This is a genomic window from Nocardia sp. NPDC087230 (assembly GCF_044744725.1).
GTDB lineage: Bacteria > Actinomycetota > Actinomycetes > Mycobacteriales > Mycobacteriaceae > Nocardia > Nocardia canadensis.
This window is the reverse complement of sequence record NZ_JBIUYV010000009.1, coordinates 161,862-177,883: the sequence shown is the minus strand read 5'-3', so window position 1 is coordinate 177,883 and position 16,022 is coordinate 161,862. Positions and strand designations below refer to the sequence as shown.

Below are 16,022 nucleotides of genomic sequence, written 5' to 3'. Positions count from 1 at the left end.
CTCACCGGCCGCCCTGTTGCGGCCGGGCGCGCAAGCCGTCGAGGATCTGGCTGCCGAGCATGGTGACATCGCCGGCGCCCATGGTGATCACCACGTCACCGGGCTGCGCGAGCCCGGCGACCTGCTTGCCCACCTTCGACATATCCGGCTGGTAGTGCACGGGGCTCGTCACCGCCTGCGCCACCAGCGCGCCGTTGACACCGGGCAGCGGCTCCTCGCGCGCGCCGTAGACATCGAGCACGACGACCTCGTCGGCCAGGCTCAGCGCGGTGCCGAACTCGGTGGCGAAGGTGGCGGTGCGGCTGTACAGATGCGGCTGGAACACCACGATCACCCGGCCGCGCCGGGTCCGCGCGCCGTCGCGCGCCTCCTGGGCGACCAGCTGGGCCGCGGCCTCGAGCACGGCGCGCACCTCGGTGGGATGGTGGGCGTAGTCGTCGAAGACGCGAACGCCGTTCTCCCGGCCGGTGAACTGGAACCGGCGGTGTACGCCGCCGAACCCCTCCAGCCCCTGCACGATCTCGTCGATATCGGCGCCGGTGGCCCGGGCGGCGAGCAGCGCGGCGAGCGCGTTGAGCGCCATGTGCCTGCCCGGCACCGACAGCCGCACCGTGCGCGGTGTGCTCTCCCCCGCCAGCTCGAATTCGACGATGCCGCCGACATCGCGCGGCTGCCAATCAATCAGGCGCGCGCCGACCGGCACCGGGGACGCCGACAGGTCGCCGGAGCCGTAGCCCAGGACCGCCACGCCGCGCTCGGCCAGGCGCGGGGCGACCCGATGCGCCAGCGCCAGCGAGCCGGGGTCGTCCAGGCACACCACCAGCAGACCGCCGGGGGCGAGCCGGTCGGCGAAGTCGTCGAAGACCTGGATGTAGGCCTCGTCGGTGCCGAAGAAGTCGAGGTGATCGGATTCGATGTTGGTGACCACGGCGACGTCCGGGTCGTACTGCAGCAGTGAGCCGTCGGACTCGTCGGCCTCGGCGACGAAGATGTCCCCGCTGCCGTGATGGGCGTTGGTGCCCGCCTCGTTGAGCTCGCCGCCGACCGCGAACGACGGGTCGGCGCCGCAGTGCTGTAGCGACACGATCAGCATCGAAGTGGTCGAGGTCTTGCCGTGCGTGCCCGAGACCAGCAGCGTCCTGTGCCCGCGCATCAGCGCGGCGAGCACGGTCGGGCGCAGCAGCACCGGGATCTGGCGCCGATTCGCCTCGACCAGTTCGGGATTGGTCTTCGGGATCGCGGCATAGGTGGTGACGACCACCGTCGGGCCGCCGGGCAGCAGGTCGAGCGCGTCGGCGTCGTGGCCGATACGGACCTGCGCGCCGCGTGCCCGCAGCGACAGCACACCGCGGCTCTCACGGGCATCCGAACCGGAGACCGCGCCACCACGGGCCAGCAGGATCCGGGCGATGCCGGACATGCCCGCGCCGCCGATGCCGACCATGTGCACCCGTTCGAGTTCGGGCGGCAGCGCCGTCGCGAGATCCTCGCCGCTCGAGCTGCGTCCACCGCCGATGATCGGGCGGCCCTCGTGCTCCGCTGCCGCCTCCGGCCGCTGACCGCTCATCGGGCGACCTCGGTGACGATCCTGGCCACCGTGTCGGCAGCGTCGCGATGGCCGGCGCCGGCGGCGGCGCGGCTCATCTCGGCGAGTCGAGCGGGGTCGAGCAGCAGCGGAATCACCTCATCGATCACGTATTTCGGGGTCAGGTCGGCATCGGCGACAATTCTGCCACCTCCCTGCGCGACCACGGGCCTGGCGTTGAACTCCTGCTCGCCGTTGCCGTGCGGCAGCGGAACGTAGAAGGCGGGCAGTCCGACCGCCGACACCTCGGCCACGGTCATCGCGCCGGAGCGGCACACCACCGCGTCGGCGGCGGCGTAGGCCAGGTCCATCCGGGACAGGTACGGCACGGCGACATACGGCGCGGCCGCGTCGGCGGTGCTCACCTCGACACTGTTCTTCGGGCCGTGCGCGTGCAGCACCGAGATGCCCGCGGCCGCCAGCTGCGGCGCGGCGCCGGAGACGGCCTCGTTGAGGCTGCGCGCGCCCTGCGACCCGCCGAACACCAGCAGCACCGGCCCCTCGGCCGGCAGGCCGAAGTGGGCGCGGGCCTCGGCGCGCAGGGCCGCGCGGTCGAGGCCGGTGATGGAGGCGCGCACCGGGATGCCGACGACCTGGGCGTTGGCCAGGCCCGAATCGGGCACGGCGGCCAGCACCTTCGCGGCGAGCTTGGCGCCGACCTTGTTGGCGATGCCCGCCTTGGCGTTGGCCTCGTGCACCACCACCGGCACGGCCCGCTTGCGGCCGAACAGGCCACCGCGCGCGGCGAGGTAGGCGGGCAGCGCGACATAGCCGCCGAAGCCGATGATCACGTCGGCCTGCACCGCATCGATGACGGCCCTGGTCGCCTTCACCGAGGCGCGCACCCGCCCGGGCAGACGCAGCAGGTCGGCGGAGGGCTTGCGTGGCAACGGGACCGGCGGGATCAGCTCGAGCGGGTACCCGCGTTCGGGAACGAGCTCGGTCTCCAGTCCGCGTTCGGTGCCCAGCGCGGTCACCCGGATCGAAGCGTCGAGCGCGCGCAGGGCGTCGGCGACGGCGAGCGCGGGTTCGATATGGCCTGCGGTGCCTCCGCCTGCGACGATCACCGACAACCCGGGACGCGGGTGACTCACGTGGATCTACCTCGTTCTCTCTGTGTTCGACTTGCCCGGTTCACGAGGGCCTGCGTGGTCACGCATCGCCACCTCCGGCCCGCCTCTTCACCGGGCGGTGCGGCATCGGATAGGTCGGTTCCCATGCTCGGGTCGACCGTAGCGAACTGGTGCCGCGGCTCTGGGGGGCGCGTCGGCGACGGGGGGCCGGGCTCTCGCGGCGCGCGGCCGGACGAGGCCGCTCGGCCCTGGCTTTCGAGGCGGACCGGCGCGGGGCGTCGGCCTTGAACGGTGTGTACACCTCGGGCACCGGCAGGCGCAGCATCCGGCTCACGCGGCCGTCCTGTCCGGCCTGCAACGCCGAGACCGCCTCCGGTTCGTGCCGGGCGGCACTGGCGATGATGCCGAACATGAACAGCGTGATGGCCAGCGAGGAACCACCGGCCGACACCAGCGGCAGCTGCAGACCGGTCACCGGCAGCAGGCCGACGACGTAGCCGATGTTGATCAGCGCCTGCGCGGTGATCCAGGTGGTGGCGGTGGCGGTGAGCAGCCGCAGGAACGGGTCGACCGACCGCAGCGCGATCCGGATACCGGCGTAGACGAACAGCGCGAACAGCGCCAGCACCAGCATGCAGCCCAGGAAGCCGAGTTCCTCGCCGATGATGGCGAAGATGAAGTCGTTGTGCGAGTTCGGCAGGTAGCTCCACTTCGCGCGGCTCTGGCCGAGGCCGCGGCCCCAGATGCCGCCGTCGGCGAGGGAGTACTTGGCCTGGCGCGCCTGGTAGTTGACGCCCTGCGGGTCGTCACCGGGGTTGAAGAACGCGCGCACCCGGTCGGAGCGATAGCCGGCCGACAGCGCCAGCACCGACGCCGCGACCACACCGGTGACCATGATCCCGACGAACAGCCGCACCGGCAGCCCGCCGAACCACAGCAGCGCCATCAACACGATGCCGAGCGCGATCGTGGTCGACAGGTTCGGTTCCAGCACCACCAGCAGACACACCAGCAGACCGGCGGGCACCAGCGGCACCAGGATGTCCTTGAGCTGGGCGCCACGGCGCGAGGCCAGCAGATGCGCGCCCCACACCACCAGCGTCACCTTGACGACCTCGGACGGCTGGATCGACAGCGGGCCGATGTCGAACCAGCGCCGCGCGCCGCCGTGGATGGCGCCGATGCCGGGGATCAGCACCAGCACCAGCGCGAGCACCGAGATGCTGAAGATCGGGAACGACCACTGCCGCAGCAGCCGCAACGGCAGCCGTAGCGCGATATAGAAGGCGATGGCGCCGAGGCCGGCGAACATCGCCTGCTGGATGAACAGCGCGTACGCCGATCCGCCGCCGGCGTAGGCCTCGACGCTCGACGCCGAGAGCACCATGACCAGGCCGAGCACGGTCAGCAGAGTCGCGATGGTGACGATCAGATGGAAGGACGCGAGCGGGCGGGCCAACCACGCGCCGAAGCGCTCCCCCGCCCAACCCGGCTGTGCCGCGTTCCGTCCGCCCCGGCGTCCTACGCGGTTACGCAAGCTGCCTCCTCCGGGCGCTGACGGTTCAGCCGGGCGCGTCTGTGTCATAGTGCCCGCCCGATGTCACCGTCTTCCAGTGCCGTCACCGCGTCCACGAAGCAGCGTCCGCGGTGGGTGTAGTCGTCGTACATGTCCAGGGAGGCGGCCGCGGGCGCGAGCAACACGGTGTCTCCGGCACGGGCCAGACCCGCCGCGGCGCGCACCGCGCGGCCCATGACCGCTTCGGCACGCTGGGATCTCGACGACTCCATGCCTGCATCGTCTCGCGCGTCCAGCTCGATGACCGGGACCTCGGGTGCGTGTCGCGCCAATGCGGCGGCGATCACCGGCGCGTCGGCCCCGAACAGGACCGCGCCGACCAGCCGGTCGCCCACTTCCTCGATGAGGTCGTCGACACTGGCGCCCTTGAGCAGACCGCCCGCCACCCAGACCACGTGCGGGTGCGCCATGATCGCCGCGCGCGCGGCGTGCGGGTTGGTGGCCTTGGAGTCGTCGATGAAGTCGACCCCGCCGAGTTCGCGGACGAACGCGGTGCGGTGCGGGCCCACCTTGTGCTCGGCGAGGCCTTCCTTGACGAACTGCGGGGCCACGTCGATCGCCCTGGTCAGCGCGGAGGCGGCGAGGGCATCGGCGATGCCTGCCGGGCCCTGCGGGCTGATGTCGGAGGTCTCGGCCAGGATCGCGGCCTTGGTGAACGCGCGGTCCAGCAGCTTGCCGTCGACCACGCCGAGCTCGCCGTCGGCGGGCACGCCGATGCGGAAGCCGACGGTGCGACGGGCCTTGGCCTTGCGCGCCAGCGAGCCCGCCACCGGATCGTCGAGGCCGACGACGCCGACCCGGCCGGTCAGCGCGCGCGCCTTGGCGGCGGCGTAGGCGTCGAGGCCGCCGTGCCAATCGAGGTGATCCTCGGCGACATTGAGCACGACACCGGCCTCCGGGCGCACCGACGGCGCCCAGTGCAGCTGGAACGAGGACAGCTCGACCGCGAGGACCTGCGGGCCGGGATTGCGGCGCAGCGCGTCCAGGATCGGCAGACCGATGTTGCCGCAGGCCACGCTGGAGATGCCGGCGGCACGCAGGATCGAGTGCGTCATATTGGTGGTGGTGGTCTTGCCGTTGGTGCCGGTGATGACCAGCCACTTGCGGACCGGGCCGTAGATCCGGGCCTGGTCGACCCACCAGGCGAACTCGACGTCACCCCAGACCGGGATGCCCTCGGTGACGGCGGAGACCAGCACCGGTGAATCCGGTCGCCAGCCCGGACTGGTGATGACCAGCGCGAACCTGCTCAGATCGGCGGTCTCCAGCTCGACGCTGGTGGCGACCTCGAGACCCAGCTCGGCGGCCTCGGCCAGCGCCTTGGCGCCGCTGTCGGTGACCACCGGATGCGCGCCGATATCGCGCAGCGGTTCGATCAGTGAGCGCCCGGAAACGCCCCAGCCCGCGACGAGCACGTCACGGCCACGCAGGAATTCGAGCATGGGGCCCGGGGAGCGGAGGGCACGGGGAGAGTGTTCGACCATGTTCGTCCTCACCCGACCTGCGAGAGATATTCGCTGTAGAACAGTCCGAGACCCACGGCGGCGGCGATGCCGGCCAGGATCCAGAACCTGATGATCACCGTGGTTTCGGCCCACTTGCTCAATTCGAAGTGGTGATGGAACGGCGCCATCTTGAACAACCGGTTGCGGGTGGTGCGGTAGACCGCCACCTGCAGCACCACCGACGCCGCCTCGGCGACGAACAGCGCGCCGATGACGACCATCAGCAGCTCGGTGCGGGTGGTGACCGACAACCCGGCCAGCATGCCGCCCAGCGCCAGCGAGCCGGTGTCGCCCATGAAGATCTTGGCGGGCGCGGCGTTCCACCACAGGAAGCCGATGCACGCGGCGGCCGCGGCGGCACACACCAGCGCCAGGTCCAGCGGGTCGCGCACGTCGTAGCAGCCGGCCTCGGGACTGGTCGAGCACGCGTTGCGGTACTGCCAGAAGGTGATGATCACGTACGCGCCGAGCACCAGGCTCATCGAGCCCGCCGCCAGACCGTCCAGGCCGTCGGTCAGGTTGACCGCGTTGGACCAGGCCACCACCAGCAGGCAGACGAAGACGACGAACACGATCGCGCCCATCGACACCGTGGAGATGTCGCGCACATAGGAGATGTGCTTGCTGCCCGGGGTGAGGCCGTTCTGGCCGCGGAACTGCAGCACCAGCACCGCGAACAGGACCGCGGCGCCGATCTGGCCGATGTACTTGCCCGCGGCCGACAGACCGAGGTTGCGCTGCTTGCGCAGCTTGATGAAGTCGTCGAGGAAGCCGACGACGCCGAGCGCGGTGGTCAGCCCGAGCACGAGCAGACCCGAGGCCGTCGGGCCCTCCGCGTCGTAGCCGATGCCGATCAGGTGCGAGCCGAGGTACCCCGCCCACATGCCGATCAGGATGGCGACACCGCCCATGGTCGGGGTACCGCGCTTGGCCTGGTGACTGGCCGGGCCGTCGACCCGGATCTCCTGGCCGAAGCCCTGCCTGGCGAAGACCCGGATCAGCAACGGCGTCAACAGGATCGACACCGCCAGTGCGATCCCCGCCGCGAATAGAATCTGCCTCATCGAGCCGCCTCCGTGCTACCTTCCCCTGCCCTGGTCAGGTGCTCGGCGACGGCCCACAGACCGACCGCCTTCGACGCCTTGACCAGTACCACATCGCCCGCGGCGATCTCGTCGTCGAGCAGCGCGATCGCCGCGTCGATATCGGGCACGAGGATCGACTCCTCGCCCCATGAGCCTTCCATCACCGCGCCCTGGTGCATTCCCCGGGATGGCCGTCCGGTGCCGACCACGATCAACCGGTCGACGTCGAGGCGCACCGCGAGGCGGCCGATCGCGTCGTGTTCGATCACCGAGGTGTCGCCGAGCTCGCCCATCTCGCCGAGCACGGCCCAGCTGCGGCGCGGCTCGTCGCCCGCCTTGGCCAGGGTGACCAGCGCCTTGAGCGCGGCCTTTACCGAGTCGGGGTTGGCGTTGTAGGAATCGTTGATGACGGTGACGCCCTCGGCGGTGGTGCGCACGTCCATCCGGCGCGCCGAGGCCGCGGTGGCGCCGGACAGCGCCTGGGCGACGGTGGCCAGGTCGGCGCCGCATTCCAGCGCGACGGCGGCCGCGGCCAGCGCGTTGCCGACCTGGTGCTCGCCGTGCACGGCCAGCCGCACCGGGACGGACTCCCCGCCCGCGTGCAGGGTGAACCGGGCACGAGCCTGCTCGTCGGTGACCACGTCGGTGGCGCGGATGTCGGCGTCACCGGCCAGACCGACCCGCACGACTCGGGCCCGGGTCCGCGACGCCATGGCGGCGACGTTCGGATCGTCGGCGTTGAGCACGGCCAGCCCGTCGGCGGGCAGCGCCTCGACCAGCTCGCCCTTGGTCTGGGCGATGGCCTCCCGGCTGCCGAACTCGCCCAGGTGGGCGGTGCCGACATTGAGCACCACGCCGATGCGCGGCGGCGCGATGCGCGCCAGCGCGGCGATGTGGCCGGGTCCGCGGGCCGACAACTCGAGCGCGAGGAACTTGGTGTCCAGGCCGGCGCGCAGCGCGGTCCAGGGGTGCCCGAGTTCGTTGTTGAACGACCCGGGCGGGGCGACGACCGGACCCAGTGGTGCCAGCACGGCGGCCAGCAGGTCCTTGGTCGAGGTCTTGCCAGAGGACCCGGTGACGCCGACGACGGTCAGCCCGGTGCACTCGGCCAGCCGCTCGGTGCTGGCCCGCGCCAGCGCGGCCAACGCGGCCAGCACGGCGGCGCCGGAGCCGTCGCCGTCGTGGCTCAGCGCCACCGAGGACGCCGGGACCGAGCCGAGGTCCGGCGCGACGACGATCGCGGGCACCCCGACCGGCCGGGCCGCCAGCACGGCCACCGCGCCCGCGGCCACCGCGGTGGCGGCGTAGTCGTGTCCGTCGGAGTTGGCGCCCGGCAGCGCGAGGAACAGATCGCCGGAACCGATTCGGCGCGAATCGAATTCGACCGAACCGGTCACCAGTGCCTGAGGGTCGGGTACGTCGTGCAGCTCGCCGCCGACGACGTCCGCGATCTCCCGCAGTGTCATCTCGATCATGAAACCGTCAAGTCCTCCGAGTCCGTCTGCGGACTGTGTCGTGTCTGCAGGGTTTCCAGCGCCGCCGCGACCACCTCGCGGTCGTCGAAGGGATGCTTGACGCCCTGGATCTCCTGCCCCGCCTCGTGGCCCTTGCCCGCGATGAGCACCACGTCGCCGGAACGCGCCCAGGCGATGGCGGCGGCGATGGCCGCCGCGCGGTCACCGATCTCGCGGATCTCGCCGCGGTCGGTGGCTGGGAGTTCGTGCGCACCGGCCACCACGGCGGCCCTGATGGCCGCCGGGTCCTCGGTGCGGGGATTGTCGTCGGTGACGATCAGCAGGTCGGCGCCGCGTGCGGCGGCCGCGCCCATCAACGGGCGCTTGGCCGCGTCACGGTCGCCGCCGGCGCCGACGACGACGGCCAGCCTGCCCTGCCCGGCCTCGGCGAGGTGGCCGCGCAGGGTGGCCACCACCGATTCGACCGCGGCGGGCTTGTGCGCGTAGTCGACGACGGCGAGGAAGTCCTGGCCACGCTCGACCCGCTGCATGCGGCCGGGGACGTCGACCGTGGCCAGCGCGGGCGCGGCGACGGCCGGATCGACCCCGGCGGCGGCGCAGGTCGCGACGGCCAGCAGTGCGTTGGCGACGTTGTAGCGGCCGGGCAGCCGCAGCCGCACGGACAGCTCGCCGTCCGGCCCGGCCGCGGTGAACTCCTGCTCACCGCCGGTGGCGCGGACGTCACCGGTCACGTGCCAGGTGGCGCCCTCCGATATCGCGCCGGTGGTCGACACCGTGACCGGCGCGGTGAGGTCGCCCGCGAGGCGGGTGCCCCACTCGTCGTCGACGCAGATCACCGCGATGCGCGCGGCGACCGGCGAATCCGCGTCGAAGAGCTTGCGTTTGGCGGCGAAGTAGTCCTCGAAGTCGGCGTGGAAGTCGAGGTGGTCCTGGGACAGGTTGGTGAAGGCGCCGACGGCGAAGCGCACGCCGTCGACCCGGCCCAGCGCCAGCGCGTGGCTGGAGACCTCCATCACGACCGCCTGCACGCCCTGCTCGACCATCGCCGCGAACATCGCGTGCAGCTGGGGCGCCTCGGGCGTGGTGAGCGCGCTGGGCACCCGCCTGCCGCCGATGCGGGTCTCGATGGTGCCGATCAGCCCGGTGGACAGGCCCGCCGCGGCGAGCCCGGCCTCCACCAGGTACGACGTGGTGGTCTTGCCGGAGGTCCCGGTGATGCCGATGATGCGCAACCGGTCGCTCGGGTGGCCGTAGATCTCGGCCGAGAGCTCGCCGAGCGCGGCGCGCGGCCGCTCGCGCACCAGGACCGGGACGGCGACCTCGCCGATCAGGGCGGCGCCTGCGGCGTCGGTGTACACGGCCACCGCGCCGCGATCGATGGCGTCGGCGGCGAAGCGCGCGCCGTGCGCGTTCGCGCCGGGCAGCGCGGCGAACAGGTCACCGGGGCGCACGGCGTTGGACCGCTGCTCGATGCCGGTGACGGTTACTTCGGTGGTCACCGGGGTCGCCACCGTGGCGCCGGTGAGGTCCAGCAGGGCCCGCAGCGACGTCGACGGCGGCGTGGTGGGCCGGAGCGCGTGCGGGCTGGACTGCGCGGGCACAAGGCTCCTCTCTGAGAGTGATCGAGCGCGTGGGCGAGACGAGCAGTCAGGTTACCGACGCGCGGTGTCGGATGGACAACGCGGGTTGTGCCTAGGCGGAGGAGTTAGAGCCCGGCCTCCAGCACCAGCCGTTTGGGCTCCGGTGACGGCGGCACGCGGTCGCGCTGCAACGCCCAGGAGGCGATGCTGTGGAACAGCGGCGCGGCCGACCCGCCACCGCTGCCGTCGGAGCTGCGGATCGGCGCGTCGAGCATCATGCCGATCACGTAGCGGGGGTTGTCGGCGGGCGCCATCCCGGCGAAGGTGATGTAGAACGACGACGACGAATAGCACCGGCAGGCCGGGTCGACCTTCTGCGCGGTGCCGGTCTTGCCCGCCACCTGGTAGCCCTCGATGGCGGCCGGGGCGCCGGTGCCCATCTGGTAACCCATCGGGTCCTTCTGCACGGTCGCCTGGAAGACGGTGCGCAGGGTGCTCGCGGTCTGCGGGCTCACCACGCGCACGCCGTCGGGCTGCAGTTCCTCGGTGCGGGTGCCGTCGGGGGCGATCCTGGCCTTGACGATGCGCGGTGGGATGCGCAGGCCGTCGTTGGCGATGGCCTGGTACATGCCGGTCATCTGCAGCGTCGTCATCGAAAGACCCTGACCGATGGGCAGGTTCGCGAAGGTGCCGCCGGACCACTGGTCGCGCGCGGGCACCTGGCCCGGGCTCTCGCCGGGCAGGCCGATCCCGGTGCGCTTGCCGAGGCCGAAGCGGTCGACCATGTCGGCGAAGCGGTCCTCGCCCACCCGCTGCGCGAGCATGAGAGTGCCCACGTTGGAGGACTTTCCGAAGACGCCGGTGGTCGTGTACGGCGCGGTGCCGTGCTGCCACGCGTCGTTGACGGTGACCCCCGACATCCGGATCGAGCCGGGCACCTGCAGCACCTCGTCGGGCGTGGTGAGCCCGTACTCGATCGCGGCGGCCGCGGTGACGATCTTGTTCACCGAGCCGGGCTCGAACGGTTCGGCGACCGAGGGGTTGCTCATATCGGCCGAGGCCCAATGCTGGGGTCCCAGTGCGGGATTGAAGGTGTTGTCGTTGGCCATCGCCAGCACCTGGCCGGTCTTGGCGTCGAGCACCACCGCCGAGGCCGAGGACGCGCCGGAGAGCTGCTTGGCCTGCTGCACCTGCTGCTGGACGTAGTACTGCATGTCCTCGTCGAGGGTCAGTTCCACGCCGTAGCCGTTCACCGCGGGCTGCTGATCGCGGTAGCTGCCGGGGATCACCGCGCCGTCGGAGCCGCGGTCGTAGGTGCGCGAGCCGTCGGTGCCCGCGAGCACCGAGTCCAGCGCGGACTCCAGGCCGATCTGACCGTGCCCGTCCCAGCCGGTCGCGCCGACCACATTGGCCGCCAGTGCGCCACCGGGGTATTCGCGCAAGTCCTGGCGTTCGGCGCCGACCTCGGGGAACTTGGCCTGGATCTCCGAGGCCACCCGCGGATCGACATTGCGGGCCAGATAGGTGAAGGTCTTGTCGCTGCGCAGCTTGTCCAGCAGCTCTTCTTCCTTGGGTGCCGCGGCGCCGAGCTTGTCGTGGACGAACTCGGCGATGTCCTTCAGACGCTGTTCGGGATCGGGCGCGCTCGACTTGGCCTTCTTGGCGTCGGCCAGCTGCTGGCGCACCCGGACCGGCTGGAAGGTCAGCGCTTTCGCGGTGATGGTGAAGGCGAGCTGGTTGCCGTGCCGGTCGGTGATCGGGCCGCGCACGGCGGCCTCGGTCTCCTTGGTGGTGCGCTGGGAGGCGGCCTGCGCCGAGAGCGCGGGCGCGGCCAGGCTCTGGATGTAGAGCAACTGCAGCGCCACCACCGCCAGCGTCGCCAGCAGGGTGACCCGGCCGACGCCGAGGCGCAACCGGATCGGCCGGTCCGGCGAGAGCGACCCCGAACGGCGGGCCCTCGACGAGACCGGCCCGCGTCGCTGTTGCGACGCGGGCCCGCTCTGCCTCATCGACCGCCCTCCGGAGCGACGATCCGCGGTGACTCGCTCGGCGGCCCCGCGACCCGGCCTGGTAGGCCCGCCGCGACACCCGGGGCGGGTGGCGGCGTGTCGGCCGGTGCGGGCGGCTCGCCCTGCTCTCCGGGGATGCTCTGCTCGACGACGGGGGCGCCCTGCTCGACGGGCGCGGCGACGTCGACCCGGTCGGGCACGGTCACCGGGGCCAACGGCGCGGGCGCCGGACCCTCCGCGGGCGCGGGCGCCGGACCCTCCGCGGGCGCGGGTACCTGTCCCTCGGCGGGCGCGGGTGCTTGTCCGTCGGCGGGCGGGGCGGCGTCGACCGGGGCCAGCGGCGCGGGCGCCGCAGCGACGGCGGGCTGCGGCGCGACGGCCGGGCCCTGCGGCGCGGCGGGCGCCGGAGCGGCGGGTGCGCCACCCTGGGTGGCGGGCGCGGCCAGCACGTTCGCCGGGGTTCCACTCGGGGCGGCCGGGCCTGCGGTCGAGGCGCCCGGCTGCACCGGAACCACCCGCTCGCCCTGCGCCTGCGCGTGACCCGGCGCGGGGTTGGGAGTGGTGGTCGGCGGGCCGTTCAGCGGCGGCACCGGCGCGCCCTGCGCGGGCGTCGGCGTGCCGATGACAGTCACCTCCCCACCGGGACCGAGCACCAGCCGGGCCGGGTCCTTGGCGGGGATCATGCCCAGTTCCCTGGCGCGCGCGGCCAATTCGGGAGCGGAGTCGGCGGCGGCGACCTCGCGCTGCAACGCGGCCCGCTCGTCGGCGAGCTTGCGGTTGACCGCCCTGGCGTCGCCGAGCTGGTAGCTGTCCTCGGCGGCGCGGGTGGTCAGCAGCAGCGTCAGGGCCAGACCGCAGCCGAGCAACCCGATGATCGCGGTGACGAAGGGAATCCGCCCGGCCATCGTCGAGCCCCGTTCGGGCAGCTCGATCCCGTCGAGCAGCTGCTCCCTGGTGCGCTTGCGCGCGTAGGCCCGCTGCGCGGCACCGGATTTCACCCGTTCGGCCGCCTCGACGCGACGGGCCGTACGCCCCGGCACGGCGACGGTGCTCGTCCGCACGCTCATCGTGTCCCCTCCTGTGTCCTCCCTGACCTCTCCGCGATCCGTTCGGCCGCGCGCATCCGCACCGGCGCGGATCGCGGATTGACCTCGATCTCGGACTCGGTCGCCTTCTCCGCACCTCGGGTCAGCATCCGGAACTCCGGTCCCATACCGGGCAATTCGACCGGCAGGTCCATCGGTGACCTGGACACGATCCGGGGCGCGAACTCCTGTTTGACCAGCCGGTCCTCCAGCGACTGGTACGACATGACGCAGATCCGCCCGCCGACGCGCAGCGAATCCAGGGCCGCGGGCAGCGCGGCCCGCAGCGAGTCGAGCTCGCCGTTGACCTCCACCCGCAGGGCCTGGAACGTGCGCTTGGCCGGATGACCGCCGGTGCGCCGCGCCGCGGCCGGAATGGTGTCGTAGAGCAGTTCGACCAGCTGGGCGCTGGTGCTGAACGGCGTGACCGCGCGCCTGCGCAGCACCTCCGAGGCGATCTTGCCCGCGAACCGTTCGTCGCCATAGGTTTTCAGCACCCGGGCCAGGTCGCCGTGGCTGTAGGTGTTGAGCACGTCGGCGGCGGTCGGGCCGGTGGTCGGGTCCATCCGCATGTCCAGCGGCGCGTCGACGGAGTAGGCGAAGCCGCGATCGGCCTCGTCGAGCTGCATCGACGACACCCCGAGGTCCATCAGAATCGCTGACACGGAGCCGAACTCGGGCAGGCCCGCCTGACTGAGCGCGTCGGCGATGCCGTCGTAGCGGGTGTGCACCAGGGTGATCCGGTCGGCGTAGGGCGCGAGCCGCTCGCCGGCCAGTGTCAGCGCGGTGGTGTCGCGGTCGAGCCCGACCAGGCGCGCATGGGGATAGGTGCGCAGGAAGTGTTCGGCATGGCCGCCCAGGCCGAGGGTCGCGTCGAGGTAGACCGCGCCCGGCTCGCTCAGCGCGGGGCCGAGCAGCTCGTCGGCGCGGGTGAGCAGGACCGGCACATGACGGGGGTTCTCGGTGTCATGGTTCACCTCGACCTCCCGGGATACTGCCTCGCGTCGCAGACGGGTCGCCTTGCCACACAGTGCTTTTCGAATGAGATTGCGGTCTGAATGAAGCCGCTCCACCGCCCTTGCGGTGGAACCGGCGAATGCGTCGAGGTCTCTGACCGAGGCGCGGCACCTGGCGTCGGGGAAGTACGTCAGGGTCCACGCCCGGGCAGAGGCCTCGCAGCACTCGCGTGCTCCGAGCTAGAAGATCCCGCCCAGCGACTCGTCTCTGGCTTGCGCGTAGTCCTCCTCGTGCTCGGCGAGGTAGGACTCCCACGCCTGCCTGTCCCATATCTCGAGGAAGTCGACCGAACCGATCACCACGCAATCTCGCGTGAGATCGGCATAGCGTCGATGGTCCGGCGACAGCGTGATCCGGCCCTGTGCATCCGGACGTTGCTCGTCGGTGCCCGCCGCCAGCGCTCGGACGAAAGCCCTTGCCTGCGGGTTGCTTCGAGACGCCGCTGCGGCCCGCCGCGCGAGCGCGGTGAACTCGTCTTTCGGGTACACGGCCAGGCTGTGGTCTTGACCTTTGGTGACCATCAACCCTCCCGCCAGTTCGTCTCGAAACTTCGCAGGCAACGTCAGTCGCCCTTTGTCGTCCAGTCGGGGGGTGTAGGTACCGAGGAACATCTCGGCCACCTCCCTACTGGATCACCTCGCCGTACGGCCTCTCCTGTAGTGCGCGACCCACATTACCCCACTTTCCCCCACTTTCAATCGAAACCCCGGGTGATCTCGCTCCCCGCCAACACAATTCCGCAGGTCATGCCAGCTATCACCGAGATTCGGGGTTATCGCGTGTTCGGGCAACCCGCGCGGGTCGGCAACCCCTGGTTCCGACAACGTTCAGCAAACATCCCAGGTGCTACCGGCGGCGATGCGCGCCGTGGGGGCGCGGTGGGGAATGGTGGGGAAAGTGGGGGAACCGCCCTGACCATCGATCCGGCGGACCCCCACCGCCGAAACAGGCGAAGGCGGCGCCGCACCCGATCGGGTGCGGCGCCGCCTTCGATGCTGTTGCGCCTCGGCTACCGCCGAGCTACTCCTGCTCGAACCTTCGGCGGAACCGGTCTTCCATCCGCTCGGAGAAGCCGCCGGACTTGCGCGGACGACCACCGCGTCCGGTCGAGCCGCCCGTGGGGCCGGAGCCCGCGGCGGGGGTCTCGGACGAGTCCGGCCGAGCGGACCTGCGGGAGTTGCCGATCATGAGCAGGACGCCGGCGCCGAACATGGCGATGAAGCCGACGAGGCTGATGATCGGGAAACCGCCCGGCTTGAACGGGGCGGCGATGCCGGCGACGAGCAGGAACAGGCCGATGGCGAACAACGCCGCGGCCTGCAGTCTGCGTCGACTCGACGTGGAGCGAAGACGTCCGCCGCGGACGGACGAGGCGAACTTCGGATCCTCAGCATAGAGAGCGCTCTCGATCTGTTCGAGCATGCGCTGCTCGTGCTCGGAGAGTGGCACGGTACCTCCCCCGGCACTAGGCGTGGCTGGTCGCCTCCGGGTAGGCGACGGGTAGCCGACCTTGGCGGCTATCTGCTCCCCATGATACGAGTTCGATCGAAGCCGTACCACCTACTCGGTGATAACTAAGCAGTCATGTCCCGGTCGCGACTCGGCTGCGGGCGTGTCTTGACGGCGGCGACCAGCGCATCGTCGACGTCGTAGAGGAATGCGCCCACCCGTGAGCAGAACTCGTCGGCCCGGGTGTCGGTGACCGCGCGGTCCAGCCCGGCCTCCAGATCGGCCCGCAGTTGCGAGTGCGCCTCGAAGTAGTCCGCCCACATCGCGAATTCGGGGCTCGCACGCCGCAGCAGGACCCAGGCGCTGCGCGAGCGCGCCCGCGGCGCCCGATCGGCGCCGGTGAGCGCGATCATCGCGCCCGCGCCGCGCAGCGCGGCCAGATAGGCGGTGCGGAACCGCTCACCCGGATCGTGTTCCCAGGCCGAATCGGTGAGCAGGGCGTCGGCCTGACGTAGCAGCCCGCCCGCGCGACCGTCGTGCCCCGCGTGCTCCCGACCATCGTTGCGACCAGCCATCTGCTGCC

The 16,022-nt window shown here is 71.7% G+C and carries 13 protein-coding genes; all 13 read right to left on the bottom strand.

What is annotated here, in order from left to right; genetic code table 11:
- Position 1: 1 nt before the first annotated feature.
- A complete protein-coding gene (gene murC, locus ACIO52_RS26375; protein ID WP_316573696.1) occupies positions 2–1,444 on the bottom strand; it encodes a UDP-N-acetylmuramate--L-alanine ligase in 1,443 nt (480 codons plus the stop codon).
- Between the two features lie 119 nt (positions 1,445–1,563).
- A complete protein-coding gene (gene murG / locus ACIO52_RS26370; RefSeq protein WP_308248323.1) occupies positions 1,564–2,679 on the bottom strand; it encodes an undecaprenyldiphospho-muramoylpentapeptide beta-N-acetylglucosaminyltransferase in 1,116 nt (371 codons plus the stop codon).
- Positions 2,680–2,737: 58 nt separating this feature from the next.
- Complete coding sequence (gene ftsW, locus ACIO52_RS26365) at positions 2,738–4,243, bottom strand: putative lipid II flippase FtsW (RefSeq protein ID WP_374104814.1); 1,506 nt, start codon at positions 4,241–4,243, stop codon at positions 2,738–2,740.
- Positions 4,240–5,676, bottom strand: coding sequence for a UDP-N-acetylmuramoyl-L-alanine--D-glutamate ligase (gene murD / locus ACIO52_RS26360; RefSeq protein WP_218716008.1), 1,437 nt, complete (start codon positions 5,674–5,676; stop codon positions 4,240–4,242). Before murD ends, ftsW begins: the two co-directional genes overlap by 4 nt.
- Before the next feature lie 50 nt (positions 5,677–5,726).
- Entirely contained in the window at positions 5,727–6,803 is a 1,077-nt protein-coding gene (mraY, locus tag ACIO52_RS26355; protein WP_218716002.1) for a phospho-N-acetylmuramoyl-pentapeptide-transferase, read from the bottom strand.
- Positions 6,800–8,299, bottom strand: coding sequence for a UDP-N-acetylmuramoyl-tripeptide--D-alanyl-D-alanine ligase (murF, locus tag ACIO52_RS26350; protein ID WP_402647601.1), 1,500 nt, complete (start codon positions 8,297–8,299; stop codon positions 6,800–6,802). The genes mraY and murF overlap by 4 nt, the downstream gene beginning before the upstream one ends.
- Positions 8,296–9,900 carry a UDP-N-acetylmuramoyl-L-alanyl-D-glutamate--2,6-diaminopimelate ligase gene (locus ACIO52_RS26345; RefSeq protein WP_402647598.1) on the bottom strand — a complete coding sequence of 535 codons (1,605 nt, stop codon included), beginning with the start codon at positions 9,898–9,900 and terminating at the stop codon, positions 8,296–8,298. The genes murF and ACIO52_RS26345 overlap by 4 nt, the downstream gene beginning before the upstream one ends.
- 104 nt (positions 9,901–10,004) lie before the next feature.
- Positions 10,005–11,888, bottom strand: a complete 1,884-nt coding sequence (locus tag ACIO52_RS26340; protein WP_402647595.1) for a peptidoglycan D,D-transpeptidase FtsI family protein — start codon at positions 11,886–11,888, stop codon at positions 10,005–10,007.
- Complete coding sequence (locus ACIO52_RS26335) at positions 11,885–12,955, bottom strand: hypothetical protein (protein WP_316573325.1); 1,071 nt, start codon at positions 12,953–12,955, stop codon at positions 11,885–11,887. Before ACIO52_RS26335 ends, ACIO52_RS26340 begins: the two co-directional genes overlap by 4 nt.
- The gene (gene rsmH, locus ACIO52_RS26330) at positions 12,952–13,950 is read right to left on the bottom strand and encodes a 16S rRNA (cytosine(1402)-N(4))-methyltransferase RsmH (RefSeq protein WP_218715912.1); all 999 of its coding nucleotides are present in this window, start codon (positions 13,948–13,950) and stop codon (positions 12,952–12,954) included. The genes ACIO52_RS26335 and rsmH overlap by 4 nt, the downstream gene beginning before the upstream one ends.
- A 219-nt stretch (positions 13,951–14,169) precedes the next feature.
- A complete protein-coding gene (gene mraZ / locus ACIO52_RS26325) occupies positions 14,170–14,601 on the bottom strand; it encodes a division/cell wall cluster transcriptional repressor MraZ (protein WP_402647708.1) in 432 nt (143 codons plus the stop codon).
- Between the two features lie 409 nt (positions 14,602–15,010).
- A complete protein-coding gene (locus ACIO52_RS26320) occupies positions 15,011–15,439 on the bottom strand; it encodes a DUF3040 domain-containing protein (RefSeq protein WP_218715913.1) in 429 nt (142 codons plus the stop codon).
- A 125-nt stretch (positions 15,440–15,564) separates the two neighbouring features.
- Complete coding sequence (locus tag ACIO52_RS26315; protein WP_316573324.1) at positions 15,565–16,014, bottom strand: SAV_6107 family HEPN domain-containing protein; 450 nt, start codon at positions 16,012–16,014, stop codon at positions 15,565–15,567.
- Positions 16,015–16,022 lie beyond the last annotated feature (8 nt).